Source organism: Streptomyces sp. WG5 (assembly GCF_049974565.1).
In the GTDB taxonomy this organism is placed as follows: Bacteria; Actinomycetota; Actinomycetes; order Streptomycetales; family Streptomycetaceae; genus Streptomyces.
Genome location: NZ_JBNGGC010000044.1, coordinates 19,840 through 33,395, shown reverse-complemented (window position 1 = coordinate 33,395; position 13,556 = coordinate 19,840). Strand labels below are relative to the sequence as shown.

The 13,556-nt window shown below is 65.2% G+C and carries 12 protein-coding genes; 4 read left to right on the top strand and 8 right to left on the bottom strand.

The window, feature by feature from the left end:
* Positions 1-244: 244 nt before the first annotated feature.
* The 4 genes from ACP4IX_RS32505 to ACP4IX_RS32490 all read left to right on the top strand — a co-directional run bounded on the left by ACP4IX_RS32505 (position 245) and on the right by ACP4IX_RS32490 (position 4,484).
* Positions 245-643 (top strand): hypothetical protein, encoded by a 399-nt coding sequence (locus tag ACP4IX_RS32505; RefSeq protein ID WP_426558108.1) that lies wholly within the window; start codon positions 245-247, stop codon positions 641-643.
* Positions 644-2,659: 2,016 nt separating this feature from the next.
* Entirely contained in the window at positions 2,660-3,706 is a 1,047-nt protein-coding gene (locus tag ACP4IX_RS32500; protein WP_426558120.1) for a S8 family serine peptidase, read from the top strand.
* An 83-nt stretch (positions 3,707-3,789) separates the two neighbouring features.
* A complete protein-coding gene (locus tag ACP4IX_RS32495) occupies positions 3,790-4,131 on the top strand; it encodes a WXG100 family type VII secretion target (protein ID WP_426525339.1) in 342 nt (113 codons plus the stop codon).
* 50 nt (positions 4,132-4,181) lie between these two features.
* Positions 4,182-4,484, top strand: coding sequence for a WXG100 family type VII secretion target (locus ACP4IX_RS32490; RefSeq protein ID WP_426525341.1), 303 nt, complete (start codon positions 4,182-4,184; stop codon positions 4,482-4,484).
* Between the two features lie 87 nt (positions 4,485-4,571).
* Here ACP4IX_RS32490 and ACP4IX_RS32485 read toward each other — a convergent pair whose 3' ends face one another.
* The 8 genes from ACP4IX_RS32485 to ACP4IX_RS32450 all read right to left on the bottom strand — a co-directional run bounded on the left by ACP4IX_RS32485 (position 4,572) and on the right by ACP4IX_RS32450 (position 13,482).
* Positions 4,572-5,129 (bottom strand): hypothetical protein, encoded by a 558-nt coding sequence (locus tag ACP4IX_RS32485; protein WP_426558106.1) that lies wholly within the window; start codon positions 5,127-5,129, stop codon positions 4,572-4,574.
* Positions 5,126-7,453 carry a hypothetical protein gene (locus ACP4IX_RS32480; RefSeq protein ID WP_426558104.1) on the bottom strand — a complete coding sequence of 776 codons (2,328 nt, stop codon included), beginning with the start codon at positions 7,451-7,453 and terminating at the stop codon, positions 5,126-5,128. The genes ACP4IX_RS32485 and ACP4IX_RS32480 overlap by 4 nt, the downstream gene beginning before the upstream one ends.
* 16 nt (positions 7,454-7,469) lie before the next feature.
* Entirely contained in the window at positions 7,470-7,946 is a 477-nt protein-coding gene (locus ACP4IX_RS32475; RefSeq protein WP_279565678.1) for a hypothetical protein, read from the bottom strand.
* A 459-nt stretch (positions 7,947-8,405) separates the two neighbouring features.
* Positions 8,406-8,627, bottom strand: a complete 222-nt coding sequence (locus ACP4IX_RS32470) for a hypothetical protein (protein ID WP_426558102.1) — start codon at positions 8,625-8,627, stop codon at positions 8,406-8,408.
* Positions 8,624-9,052 (bottom strand): hypothetical protein, encoded by a 429-nt coding sequence (locus tag ACP4IX_RS32465; protein ID WP_426558100.1) that lies wholly within the window; start codon positions 9,050-9,052, stop codon positions 8,624-8,626. Before ACP4IX_RS32465 ends, ACP4IX_RS32470 begins: the two co-directional genes overlap by 4 nt.
* A 35-nt stretch (positions 9,053-9,087) precedes the next feature.
* The gene (locus ACP4IX_RS32460; protein ID WP_426558098.1) at positions 9,088-10,113 is read right to left on the bottom strand and encodes a hypothetical protein; all 1,026 of its coding nucleotides are present in this window, start codon (positions 10,111-10,113) and stop codon (positions 9,088-9,090) included.
* A 1-nt stretch (position 10,114) separates the two neighbouring features.
* On the bottom strand, positions 10,115-11,203 hold the full coding sequence (locus tag ACP4IX_RS32455; protein WP_426525351.1) for a hypothetical protein: 1,089 nt from the start codon (positions 11,201-11,203) through the stop codon (positions 10,115-10,117).
* Between the two features lie 29 nt (positions 11,204-11,232).
* Positions 11,233-13,482: a DUF6571 family protein gene (locus ACP4IX_RS32450; protein ID WP_426558096.1), complete on the bottom strand. Its 2,250-nt coding sequence runs from the start codon at positions 13,480-13,482 to the stop codon at positions 11,233-11,235.
* Between the last annotated feature and the right edge of the window lie 74 nt (positions 13,483-13,556).

Here is a 13,556-nt window from a genome sequence, read left to right as displayed (position 1 = left end):
AACACCCAGGCAGGAGCCGGGTTGAACGAGTGAAGATGGCCGGAACCTGCGCGAGTTGCGGCACTTCTGTTGCATATCGCGGTTGGGGCTGTCGGAGTCAGTTACTACAGTGGTGCGATGGTGGTCGTGATTGCTTCAGCGGCCTGTCGACTCGCGCGGGACAGGGCGCGACACGGGGAAAACGGGGAAAACGGGGAGGGATAGCACAGTGCTTCCTGCAGAGACGGGCGGCGGAGCCGCAGACGTGCGCCGTGGGGTGATGGCGCTCTCGACGTTCAAGAAGCGCGTGGACGACCTGCTGAAGACCTTCGAGGACTCGGCGGGCGGTGCGGCCAAGGTCGGGGGCCACAGCCTGCCGGAGACCGCTTTCGGCAGCGGTGCCTTCCTGGAGGGCAAGCAACTCCACCTGGAGTACGAGCGGGTGCACGAGCGGATCACCGCACTCTCCAAGTCACTCGGACTCCAACTGGAGGCCATGCAGATCGCCGTGCACGGAGTGGACGTCACCTTCGACAACCTCGAGGACCAGCAGCGCCAGCGGTTCCACGAGATCCGGATCGAGGTCAACCAGGCGCGCGAAGAGATGCTCGAGCGCCAGAACGAGCGGAACAACCGCGCCGACCGAACCGACGCGGGGTACTGATGAGCGGCGACAAGAACAAGCCGGGTCTCCACCAGGAGGAGCGGCAGGACGCCCTGGCGCAGAACGGCGCGCTGGACGCGGTCATGACGATGACCAGGATCGTCCCGTTCGGTTCGGCCAGAGGCATCCACTTCGGCTCCACGAACTTCGAGTACCACGATCTCAATCAGATGATCGACATCGTCGAGTCCGCCAACCCGGAACTCCTTGAGTCCGCCGGTCGCGCCCTCGTCGACGCCCGAGACGCCATCAAGGAGGCGGCCACAGAACTCAGGACCAATCTGGGCGGCGACATCGACTGGAAGGGCGAGGCACGCAACGCCTTCTCCGACTGGCGAGACAGCCTGGTCAAGACCGCCGAAGGTGTCGCGGACTACGCCGACACCATCGGAACCCAGGTCATGGCCGCGGGCACCGGCCTCGCCTCGGTCCGCAAGTCCATGCCGCCGCGCGACACTCGCCTCGTCTCGAAATCGGTGCAGGACTTCGCCGAAGCGGAGAAGACCGAGACCAACGAGGAGTACACCCAGGCGGTCAAGGTGGAGAAGAACCGCCAGGAGGCCATCAACCAGATGTACCGGCTGGCGTCGTTCTACACGGTGTCAGCGGGAATGATGGGAAGCGCCGAAGAGCCGGTGTTCCCCAAGATGCCGGATGTGGGGGTCCCCAAGCCAACGCCGGGCTCCATCCGCTCAGAATCACCTGGCGTCGGCAACGCGTCACTTACATCCCCCAGTAGTGCTCCTACCGAGCTTCACCAGTCCTCGCCGACCGGTGAAGCAGGGCGGGCGTCCGCGATCGAGCAGCAATCCTCTGCCAGGGAGGCATCTGAGCCTGCCGCGCTCCCAAAGCGGCCTGTGGGGACAGAGATCGACAGTGTCGGTACGCTGCCGCCGCAAGAGGCGGTGAAGCCGATCAATGCTGCGCCACCGTCGATGACCGGTCCCACCGCTCCGGCAGGGCCCGTTCCGCCCATGGCTCCGAGTGCGATCCCGCCCACCGCGCGCGGACTCTTGGGGCGCGCCACAGGACCCGGCGGTGGGGCCGTGTCCAAGGCCTCACCACCAGTACGGGGACGAGTGGGGGGACCGATGGGCCCGGACTCGGCGTCACGCACAGGCGCTGGTCCCTTGGGCCAGACCCCCCGTGGCGTGACGCCAGGGCCCATGGGCAGCCGTGGGACAGGACCGCTAGGGCAAGCGGCGCGAACCGCCCCGCCGGGGCAGGGTGAGGGCCGCGCTCCTGGCCCCATGGGGCGTGGCATCGTTGGGGGCATGCCGAGGCCCGGGGCGCCGGCACCCGGACCGGCCGGTGGCGGATTCCCGCGGGGGCCAGTGAACGGAACGCAGGCTACGCCGTCCGAGCGTAGTGGTGCTGGACGTAATCCCGATGGTGTTGTTGGGGGACGTTCCGTTCCCAGCGTCATGCCGGGAAGCAACGCCTCCAGGCTGCCGCGTGGCACGGTCATCGGCGGGGAGGGCACATCTGCTCAGCCTCCGGCAGGGCAGAGGCCAGGCCAGCGTGGAGTGATCGGGGCGCCCGCCCCGGCGCCGCGTACAGGAGAGGCATCTCGTCGCCCCGCTGCCAACGCTGACGGGGTTGTCGGAGCGCCGAACGGGAGAACCTCCGGTACGGGTAACGGTGGTTCGACTCCCCGACGTCCCGCTGCACCACGTGGTGGAGCGGGAAACCAGGGGTCCTACGAGGGCCGTTCGCGTCGAGATAGGCGACGTGGCAACCAGGCCACGACCGACTGACCGGACAGAAGCGAGGACAGACACCAGCATGTTGTCAGGTTTCAGCCGACACACCAGGCGGACCGCATCTCTTGTGAGGCGATACAACAGAGGACGGGCTTCGGTCGTCTGTTCAATGTTCGGTGCCTTGGCTCTTACGTCGGCAGCGTTGGCGCCGAGCGCATTGGCGGCCGATACACAGTCCCAGCAGTGGTACTTGTCGGCGATGAATGCTGATGAGATGTGGAAGGTGAGTACAGGAAAGGGAGTGAAGGTGGCTGTGATCGACACGGGAGTAAACCCCGACACCCCTTCGCTCCAGGGTCAAGTGCTTACTGAAGAAGTGTCCCAAGCCCACGGTTACAAGGCGACTGAGGATTACGAAGGCCACGGCACTACCATGGCCGAACTGATTGTCGGCACTGGTGCCGGCGGCGGCCTGCAAGGCCTGGCTCCGGGGGCCAAGATCGTACCTTATCGGATCGCTTTGCAGGGTCTGGAAGATGCTGAGGCAGAGAAGGCTCCCGATGTCGCAGACGTGATCAGAGCCGTCGCTGACAGCGACGTGCAGATCATGAGCATGTCCTTTAGCGTCGATGCCGAAGATTCGGATGAGCTTGAGGCAGTCAAGTATGCCCAATCCAAGGGCAAGCTGATGATTGCGGGCACAGGAAATGACGCTGAAAAGAAAAACCTCATCGGATACCCCGCTGCCTACCCATACGTAGTGGGCGTGGCCGCCTCGGACGAGTCCGGAAAGGTCGCGAAGTTTTCGGAGCATGGAAACTACGTCGACCTGGCAGCTCCGGGGCTGAACACACCCGGCTGGTGCGACGAGACCTTCCGCTCCTACTGCGACCAGGGAGGAACAAGCTTCGCCACCGCCCTCACCTCCGCCTCCGCCGCCCTCATCTGGTCGGCCCACCCCGACTGGACAGCCAACCAGGTCCTCGCCAGCCTCATCGACACCGCCGGCCGTGACTGGGCCAGGGACGACCCGAGCGTCTACCTCGGTTACGGCCTGATCCGCCCCCGTAAGGTCCTGGAGGACGCGGACTTCAGTCCCGCAGCGGCAAACACCGATCCCCTCGCCAGCGAGAACGCCACCGGAGTCCTCGACGAATCGGGCGACCCGGTGACCTCTTCGACCGCACCGTCGCCCCAGCCCTCGAAGGACGCGTCGGGCAGCAAGGCCCAACAACCCGTTGCCTCCGAGAAGGACACCTCCGACAACACCACCTTGTGGGTGGCGCTCGGAGCCGTGGCGGCAGTGCTCGCGATCGGCGGCGGTGCCTTCGCCGTGGTCCGCTCACGACGAGGCGCCTGAAGGCGTCCTCGCAACCGACCCTCACCACCACGCGGTGACACACACGACAGCACGCCACCGCACTCACGAAAGGGACTGCCGAAATGGCTGACGGCCGCAAGCTTTACGAGGCCCAGGTACAGAAGCTCCAGACGAATGTCATCGACCGCTACGACTCGATCAGGCAGTCTCTCGCCCAGCTCCAGGGAACGATCGACATGATCGAGAAGCACTGGACGGGGCAGGGCGCCATCGCCTTCGACAAGAAGCAGACGGAGATCAACAACCACATGGCCTCGATCGGCCGGATGCTGGACGACTTCCTCGAGGGAATCCAGCTGAACAAGGCCGACAAGCAGAAGCTCGAGGACCAGATCGAGGCGGACGTCGCCAAGATCTCGGTGGAAGACCTTGGCGGAAAGACCTCGGCGCTCAACAGCTACTGACGCGGGCCTTCCAAAAGTGACCTGCTGACTCTCAACGAAACGAGGAAGACATGTCCGGGGCGCACTACGACGAACTCGCCGTCACCTACGGCACGATGGACGCACTTGCCACCGAACTCGGTACCCAGGCCAAGAAGCTCGAAGAGGACCTCGAGGCCCTCAAGAAGGCCGTGCTCGACGCGGCCGCGGGCTGGGGCGGCGAGGCGTACGAGGAATTCACCAAGAAGACGAAGGAGTGGGACCGCCACGCCTCCGGCATCCACCAGGCCCTGGTCAGCATCGGCCAGCGCGTGGGCACCGCCGGCGGTGACTACCGCGGCGGCGACCTGAAGGGCGCCAGCTACTTCCTGTAGTGGCGCAGAGGTAGGGCCGCGCAAGCGGCACACAGGGTGGACACGCGCGGGAGGTGTCCACCCTGTTTCCGTCCTCTGGGGTGCCGCTCACGGGCACCCGAGCTTGTCTCTGTAGGCGTCGAAGTATGAGGGAGCAAGCTTCTCCAACAGGCCTTGCGACTCATCGTTCCACTTCATGTCCCTAACTTCTACGGACACGACGTCACCCTCCTTGCTGACTCCGCGGCATGGAATGACAGTTGCCACTCCGCGATGCCAGGAGGCGTATCGGCCGTCGCTGATATAGCGCACCCCGTTGAGGTCATAGTCCTGGAAGAGATCGCGCAGGCCATATTCGCTATCGTGCCATGTGGCATCACTGACCACGGAGTCGTTGCCGTCCACGTACATGTGACAGAACTGGCCTTCTGTAAGGCTGAAGTGCCCGGTGTCCTGTTTCAGGATGTCGCCGTCGTCCAGCAAGGATTCCAGAATTTTGCCATCAGCGGGAACTCCGCAGATGTTGTCCGGAGTGTCATATGACAAGCCGTCGTTTGAGTCATCGCAGGCGGTGAGGATCAGCGCGAGGGCGATGGCGGCGGCCAGTCTCTTCGGAGACAGAAGTGATCCTTGACTCTGGCGGGGCGAGGGTTGGAACAACCTCATGAGCCATCTCCGGAGGAGTTCCACTGAGCGCCATCCGAGTGGCTCACCCCCGCCTGAGTGCGAATCGCTCGCTCGATGGCCGTCTTGGTTTCTGCGTCGATGTCTCCGTGATGCGCGAAGTATGTGGTGGCGGCTGCCGCAGATGCGTCCATTGCCGCCTTTCGTCCATCTGAGTACTCTCTCCCCGCGCTGTGCTCAGCCTCATCCGTGGTGTCCTGCTCGGCACTCTTCACAACGCTCTCCGACACATCCTCCGCCAGCCAGTTCACCGGCTCTCCCACGATGGAGAAGGGAGCAGGGATGGCTCCCGTTCCCAGGCCGACGATCCGGTTGACCCACTTCGCGTTGTCCGCCACCGCCTCGTTGTACTCCGCGTTCGAGGCCGTGTGATAGTCGTAGATCGCGTCGGCTCTGGCGTTGCTCATCACTCCTGCGATGGCGGCACCCGGAGCGACCAGATCCCCGACGCGTGCACCGTCCTCCGCAGTGAGGTCCTTCCCCTCTGTCCGCAGGAAGTCCTGCACCACGTTCGCGGTGTAGGCCTGCTGCGCGGAGGTGATGGCGCTGTAGGCATCCGGATCCTGCCCGACCAGGCCGAGGAACTTCTGGGCGTCTCCGTAACCGAGGCCGGCGGCCTCGCCGTTGACCGGAAAGGCTTCGCTGTCCGCGCCCTCGCCGTACATCGACCGCTGGAAGTCCGCGATGTAGTCGGCCGAGATGTTGCCCAGGCTGTCCCGCAGGGCGTACAGGGGGCCGGTCTCCTCTCCCTCCAGGTCGCCGTTCATGTTGTGCGTCAGCAGACCCGGGTTCTGAGCGAACTTCTCCACGATGTCGTGGACCAGTTCCGCCTGTGCGTCGCTGTGCTTGACGGACGGATCGATCGTGTCGCTGTCGTACGGGCGGCCCGTCGCCGCCGCCTCCAGGGCGTGGCCGAGCGCGTTCGGGCCGAAGTCGAGTACCTTTCTCGCCGCATCCTCATCCGCGAGGACGTTGTGGCTGTTCGTGTCGATCACCCACTCGAAGTCCTTGTTGGTGAAAAGGTCGAGGTAGGACTTGAAGCCGGGCTTCTCTCCGGACTTGATCGTGCCGTCGTCGTTGTACACCGTCGGCGCCTGTGTGAAGAACTGCTCCGCTGCCTCAGGACTGTGCCCCAGTGCCTCGAGCACGCTGTTGAGCGGTGCGTTCCCGGTGCCCAGCTTGCCGGAGGGGTTGAAGCCGTAGCCGTCGTCACTGCCGGCCGGCTTGTTCGACATGAAGTGGTACGGGTCGTCCTGGTGCAGCTGTGTGACGTGCTCCGCGATGGGGGTCAGGAACGCGGGATCGTAGTTCCCGTAACGGAGCAGGCCGCCCAGTACCTGGTATCCGTACGGCTTGTTCATCATGCCGCGGTCCCACTCGATCTCCTGGGTGCCCAGCTTGCGGAACTCCGAGCCCCACCACGAGGGCAGGTGCTGCCGGTCACCTTTGATGCTCTGTGGGGTGTAGGGATCGGTTGCGTTGGCCAGAGCGTGGCCCATGTACTTCTGCAGGTCCTGCACGCCGGCCAGCCGGGTCTTTGTCGCGTCCCCGCTCGTACCGTCGATCGACATGGCACCGTAGAACTCGAGTGTCTGCCTCGGGCCACCGAGACCCTGGAAGAACTCCGTGGCGAACTCGCCGTCCTTCTCGCGTCCGTTGTGGCGCAGCAGCCTGTTCAGTTCGGCCAGCTCTCGGCCGGTCATGTCCTCGCGTTTCTCCGCGAGTTCCAGGGCGCGTTCGACCTGGGCGTCGTTGAGCGAGTCGTAGGTCGCGTGGCCGGCGTTGTACGGGTCGTTCCCGTGGGTTCGGGAGAGCGCCAACTTGGCGGAGGCGTCGATGTCGCCGGCGTGCGCGATCTTTCCCGTGATCGCGTCGGCGTAGTACTGGAGTTCTTCCTTGTTCTTGTCGTCCTTGGGGGACGTACCCGGACTCGCGTGGGCGCTCACACTCACCGTGCCGTCGCCGTTGTCGCGAACGCTGTAACCCTTTTCCCTGGCCTCGGTGGTGAGCGTCCGCACGCTCTTCTGCAATGCCTCGAGCTCACGGTGGGCGTCGTCCAGAACCTGGTAGATGCCGTTGGCCTCCACCTGGAGGTCGGCGAACTCGCCGGCGGTCTTGTCCACGAACTCTCGCGTGACGCCGGCGTTCACCCCCTTCCAGCGTGCGTGGTCGGACTTCTTCTTGAGGCCGTCGCGCGCATCGGTCTCGAGTTGCTTCAGGTTGTCGACCGCCTTCTTCCAGTCCGAGACGGCGGTGCCCAACGGGCCGAGTGAGACGTGCATCAGATCGTTGTAGGTGATGGGCATGCCGCAGTCCCCCCGGCTACTTGAAGTACCTGCTGAGTTCGGATGCGGGCATCTCGGTCCCGTCCCGCCTCGTGATCTCGGCGGCGATCTCCGCGTCGTCGTTGGCGTGCAGCTTCTTGCTGAAGTCGAGGTGGTTCGAGATCTGCGCGCAGGCGTGGCGTACCGCCTTCACCTGGCTCTCCCAGACCGTCAGTGTCGTCATGAGTTCGTCTCCCATGGCGAAGTTCGACCTGGACAGCGCAGAAGCGGCCTGGTGGGTGGAACCGGCGTGGTCGGAGTTCATCCCGGCACCGGCGATGTCGACCTTCTTCACCAGCTCACCGTGCAGGACGAACGCGTCGTGCCCCACGGCGCCGAGGTCGTCCTGCCGTGCGACCAGGTCCGGACCGCCGCCCGGCCCCGCGCCCTGCGCCGGTGCCTGATTCAGTCGGGTGTGGGTGGTCGGCCGGTCGGCAGCCTGGGCCTTCGCCTGTTCCCATTCGTCCCATGCCATGCACTCGCTCCTCAGACGGTGTCGGCCTCCGGACCCACCGGACCGGACCGGAACGAAGGTAGTGGACGCTCATGAACCACGACAGCGCCTTCACAGCCATCACGACGGCAGGATCGAACGCTTGCGCGTGCCTCGTGCGGTACTTCGACGGTCTGGTGCGGAACACCGTACGCCAGGCCGTTGCGGGCCCGCCCGACGGTCCTTGACTCGCCGGTGTTTCGTGGACACAACCGGCCGGCGCCAGCTGTCCGGCCGGCCTCAGGGAGCGCGCCGCGGCGAGTCGTCGTCATCTCGTGGCACGTCGGTAGGGGTTCCCGTCGTGCGCGTTGACGTGGCCGACGTGAGGCGTACGGGTGGCTCGGTAGCAGTCGGGGTGGGTCGACTCGTACGAGTGGCGGTCCGAGCCGCCGGTCACGTGCCGGTGACCGGCGGAGGGAGTACGTGCCTGACTGCCCGGTGCTACTGCACCTGGTCCGCCAGCGCCGAGGTGAGGTCGCCGACCTGCTCGGAGGCCAGGGACGTGTGTCCAGCTTGCCCGGTGCCGACCAGGAGGGCGGCGTGCCCCTCGCCGTCGAGCTTCAGGCGTACGGAGGCGACGTTGCCGCTGTCGGTGATGAACACTTCTCCGACCTCGGCCTGCGCGACCTTGTCCACGTAACTGACCAGGTCGTTGTTGTTCACCGCGGCCAGCGAGGAGACCACCGGGCCAGCGGGGCGATCCCGCTCGGTCCGCGGGTGGCGAGGGTGTGCACCTGTACGTCTTCCTCACCGACGTGGAACGTGCAGCTCACCAGGGCGCCCGGGTTCTCGGCCAGCGGGTCCCCGGCCGCGGCGCGCTTTCCACCCTCGGCCGTGGCGATGGGTTCGCCACCGTCCTGCACAGGTCCGGGCCCGGTCTCCGGTTCCAGGCCCGCGGTCTTCGCGGCCTCGGCCATGTCGTACGGCAGCGGGCAGGTGCTCGCCCCGTCGTCCGGAACACCGTCGGCGGTCTCGGTCAGGCTCTTCAGACTCAGTGATTCCGTGCTGCTCTCGCCCTGACACCCCGTCACCAGAGCGGCTGCGGTCAGAGCGGCCGCGATCGCGAACCGGTGTCGTGGGTGTCTCATGTGCTGTTCCCTCGGGCTTTCGGTCGGGGGCTTGGTCAGGAGGTTGCCGTGGAGCAGCCGAACCGCTTGCCGACGACGTCGACGAAATTGTCGTACAGGTCCCGGGAGTTCGGTGTGCCGGGCTTTTCGAGGGCGGAGGTGTAACCCTGGTGGACTTCCATGGAGAAGTACGTGGGGGTGCCCGCGCAGTCGGCGACCACGTGGCGGGGATCGAAGCCCGAGACCTGGAGGCCGGCCACGCGTGGTTGCTCCGTGAACCTGGGCGAGGAGCGGATGCCGGCGACGATGCGCGGCTCCTGAGTCACCGCGTAGGTGGCGTAATCGGCGACCTCGCACGACCAGGTGGGGCCGGTGCTGTCCTGGACCGTCTCCGTTGCGTTGGCTCGGCCCTGTGCCTTCGGACCGGGGAACTCCAGGCCCGCGAGGCCGCACACCGTGCCCTCCTGGACCTGGTGCGGCTCTGGGCTCGAGTCGAGGGTGTCCGGTGCGGTCAAGGGCGTCTCGGCCGCACAGCCCCCCCGCTCGGCGGTGTTGTTGGCGACCTCGGTCAGGAGCCGGGCGAGTTCCACCGGATCCGAGCCTTCCGGGGCGTATCCCTCGATGACGGCGGGCCCGTCCTGCGTGGTGCAGGCGCCGGGCAGCAGGACCCAGCCGTGGTCCGAGCCCACCGCACCAGTCGCACCGCCGGAGAAGAACGACACCGTGGCCGGGCTGGGCCAGCGGCCGTACTCGCTGAAGGGGAAGTCGCCGCGCTCCCGGCCCCCCGAGATCCTCATGTAATCGGTCTCCGACCCCAGGAGGAAGGACGAGCTCTCCACTGTGCAGGTGAAGTCGAGCTGATCGCTCGGCGAGTCGTTCAGACCGTCCCGGTCGGAAAGACGGCCGGACTCGGCGAAGACGGCCTGGGCCGAGTCGGTGGACACCAGCCCCCCGCACACGTCCTCGCGGCCGAAGAGGTTTGTGTTCAGCCACAGGTGCACACCTGCCGCCGGCACGACGACCGCCAGGGTGACTGCGATGCTTCCCCGTCCGAGACGTGCCCGGCTGTTCTTGCCCGTCATCTCAGCTTTCCGCAAGCGTGACGTCAGGGCAGGAATACAGATCGGCCGCAGAGGCAACGAAGTTGTCGAACGTGTTTCCGCGGACGTTCGAGACCCGATCGTGATTGTCCGAAAGAGCGCTGGCGTACTCCCGGTTCCAGTGAGCGGCGAAGTACACGTCACCTTCAGCGCAGTGCAGAACGGCTTGGTCGACGGCGGCGATACCGTGGCTGTTGGGCAGCTCGCGGAAACCGTGGGTGTCCTGAAGGACTGCGTCGACCATGTTCTGGTCAGAGGTCGCCGTGAAGGAGACGGCGGCCCCGGCACTGCCGGCCAGGGTCAGATCACATGCCCACACGTCCTTCGTGCCCTTGCTGATCTGCTCCTGACCGGGTTCGGCGACACCGGTGAGCACGGCGTCGTCGGGCAAGGAGAAGCCCGGCAGTCCGCACACCTTTCCGACGTCCGTTGTGCGCACACCATCGGGTGCGGCGAGCTCTGGTGACTTCTCCAGCGGCGGGGTGGCGCACCCGGCGTCCGCGGCAACTCTCTGGGCGGCGTGAGCCAGAAGGAGTGCCAGTCCTTCTGGGTCGGCCTGGCCCTTCGTCACGGTGGCTTCGACGGCGGACACGCCGTCGTCGTCGGGCGGGATGACGCGGGTTCCCCGTATGTTGCCCACCTTGTCCCAGCACGACTTCGGCAGGACGACGTATCCCCCGGTAGGAGTCACGGCTCCGGTCGTTTCGCCCTTGAAGTAGGAACGTGCGCCGGGGTTCTTCCACACATGAGTGGTGTACGGAAAGGGCCCGTCCTCGTTTGCGGTCGTCAAGGTGACTTGCTGGTCCGTGTTCCCGAGGAAGCGACTGGTGCGCTCGATTACGCACGTGAATTCCGGCTCGCCGGGGGAGCTTTGCAGGCGCCCTTCCGAGACCCGGCCCGAGGAATTCAGGGCACCCTGTGCGTCCCTGGACTCCACCCGTTGGTCGCAGAATGATGGCGAACCCAGCACATTCGTGTTCTGCCATATGTGCGTAGAAACAAGAGCACTGACGGCAACCATCGTTCCCGCAGTGATGAGCAGTGTTTTCTTCCTACGTGGGCTGGGGGGCATGTGTGTGTTTCCTTGTCTCGGGCCTGGACTCAGCGGGACCGCAGAGCTTCGTACGCGGTCTGCCGTCCGGAAACATAGCTCTGCTGGGCCTCGCCGGCGGCGTCCTCAGCGATCTCTGGGGCCAGGCTTCGCTCCGCGCCCCACCTGTCGAAGTAGCGGTCGATGTTGTCTTGCGCTACGTCGTTGCTCCGGTTCAACTCCTCCTTGGCCAAGGAACCCTCTTCTGCCTGTACTCCCGCCAGCCAGTTATTGAGAGAGACGTCCACCAGGCGTTGAGACATGTCCCCTACTATCGGAATGTTGGTGATCATTCCGCCACCGATGTGGTAGCCGTAGAACCGTTTATCAGTTGCCTCGGAAATCTTGTCGTCGTGCACGTCCATCTTTACGTCACCGCCGACGGCGTTAAGGGCGCCGGTGACTTCGCCATACTTGCGGGCCTCGTTCAAGGCAGCGGTGGCGTTCGGGAAATCCTTGTCCATCAATTGCTCGGACATGTAACCCTGTTGCGCATGATAAATGCGCTCGAAGTTCTGGACATCGTCTGCTTCCGATACGCCACGCATCATGCGTATCAAGCTGCTGCGGCTGTTCTGAATCTGGGACTCGTCGCCATTCTCGTAGACGTCCGCCTTGCCGGCGCGACCGCCCGGGGCGTCTCCGTTGATGGTCTCCACAACATCCGGTGAGTAGTCGGCGAGTACCTGGGAGAGGGGGGAGCGCAAGGAGGCGTACTCGTCACCGGCCAGCAACTCGTCGGCCTTCCCGGTGCGTGGCTCCTTCTTGTCCTCGCCGAACGTGCCATCGGCGTGTCCGTAGTCCAGAAGGTTGACCGTGTCGTGCATGACACGGGCCTGCGCGGCCGTGTGGCGACCGAATTCGGTTCCTTCGGCACCCGCTACGTTGCCCGTGGCACCTGCCGCCAGGGCGAGCCCCAGTCCTGCTCGTACGTCCTGGTCGAAAGTGTCCTCACCCGTTACCTGGACCTTGCCCTGCCATCGAGTGGTGTCGACATGGTCCCAGTCCCGCTCCGTGAGCAGGTACGAGAGATTGTCGTTCTTTCCGTCGGGACCGGGATCGAGGTAACTGGTGGCCGTGCCGGGGTCCTTGGCCATGATGCCCAGCACGCCGTCGAGGGGGTCGTTCGCGAACCAGCCGTCGTCTTTTCCGCTGAAGCGGCCACTGAGATCCCATACATCGGGGTCCCCGCCCTGCTTCTTGTCTTCGACAGCTCGGATGTCGGTGGCCAGGTCTTTGAGGAACTGCCCGGAGTATCCGTTCCCTTCTTGCATCAGAGTGACCAGGCTCTGGTAGCCACGTACTTGTTGGCCGTGTCCGACACCGACCGAAACCTTCTGAGAGGCGACGTCGAGATCGAATTTCTGGACACCGGCCCGCTGCATGTCGGTGCGGAACTTCTTGTAGAAAGCAGAGTCGGGGTTCTTCGTTGCCGTCGCCAGAGAGTTGGCCAATCCCGCCTGAAGATCGGCGAACGTTCCCTTGTTCTTTCCGCCGTGGCTGAGCGTGCTGAGCCGGTTGGTGAGCTCTATGGTCCCCGAAGCGCCCAGACCGTTGAGGAGGGTTTGAGTGAATTCTTTACTCTTGGCGTTGTCGCGGAAGGCGCGGTCGAGTTCGGCGAGTTCGGTGGCGGGGACCTTTTCGCCTCCCGCGAGCCGGGTGGCGATGTCCTCGGCGTTCTCGGCCTCGTACTGCTCGATGTCGCCCTTCGCCTGACCGTTGAAGCCGTTGAGGGTGCCGTCGTTGACGTCGGAGTCGACGACGACGGCGTCGAAGGCTGTCTGGACGCCCTTGTCGGCGTCGGTGACGTCCTTGACCAGCTGGTCCATGCGGCTCTGCCAGGAGCTGACGCTCTTGCGGACGCTGTCCTGGAAGTCGGGGTCATGGCGGTAGGCGTTGCGGGTGCTTTCGTCCAGGCGAGCGGTGTCGTAGGACACGACGCCCTGGTCGGACACCTTCATGCCGGCGTCTACGGCCTCCTGGCGTGCGGCCGTGAGTTTGCCCTTCAGATCCACGAACTGGGTGTGCGCGTCGCGCAGGAGGGAGGCGATGGCCTTCGCCTCGGTCTGGGCGTTCTGGTATTCCTTGAGAGTGATGTCGAAGCGGCGGTTGGCGGTGTCCGCGCTGAGGCCGAGCCAGGTCTGGCCCATGGAAATACCGTGGACGTCCCGCTTGTAGGCCCTCTCCTGCTTGTTGAACTCCGTGGCCATGTCGTCCCAGCCGTCGGCCGCGGTAGTGAGCGTGCCGAGGTCGGTTGTCATGATCTCGTGGTACGTCGGCATGTGTCCCCGTTGATGCGTGCGTTGACGTCTACGGCTGGTGGCGAACGGGCTGG

What these genes read in the sequence shown, in the direction of transcription:
- ACP4IX_RS32460 (WP_426558098.1), bottom strand. Translation starts at nt 10,113, where the DNA reads ATGACGGGCAAGAACAGCCGGGCACGTCTCGGACGGGGAAGCATCGCA.
- ACP4IX_RS32485 (WP_426558106.1), bottom strand. Translation starts at nt 5,129, where the DNA reads ATGAGGTTGTTCCAACCCTCGCCCCGCCAGAGTCAAGGATCACTTCTG.
- ACP4IX_RS32495 (WP_426525339.1), top strand. Translation starts at nt 3,790, where the DNA reads ATGGCTGACGGCCGCAAGCTTTACGAGGCCCAGGTACAGAAGCTCCAG.
- ACP4IX_RS32455 (WP_426525351.1), bottom strand. Translation starts at nt 11,203, where the DNA reads ATGCCCCCCAGCCCACGTAGGAAGAAAACACTGCTCATCACTGCGGGA.
- ACP4IX_RS32480 (WP_426558104.1), bottom strand. Translation starts at nt 7,453, where the DNA reads ATGCCCATCACCTACAACGATCTGATGCACGTCTCACTCGGCCCGTTG.
- ACP4IX_RS32465 (WP_426558100.1), bottom strand. Translation starts at nt 9,052, where the DNA reads ATGAGACACCCACGACACCGGTTCGCGATCGCGGCCGCTCTGACCGCA.
- ACP4IX_RS32450 (WP_426558096.1), bottom strand. Translation starts at nt 13,482, where the DNA reads ATGACAACCGACCTCGGCACGCTCACTACCGCGGCCGACGGCTGGGAC.
- ACP4IX_RS32475 (WP_279565678.1), bottom strand. Translation starts at nt 7,946, where the DNA reads ATGGCATGGGACGAATGGGAACAGGCGAAGGCCCAGGCTGCCGACCGG.
- ACP4IX_RS32490 (WP_426525341.1), top strand. Translation starts at nt 4,182, where the DNA reads ATGTCCGGGGCGCACTACGACGAACTCGCCGTCACCTACGGCACGATG.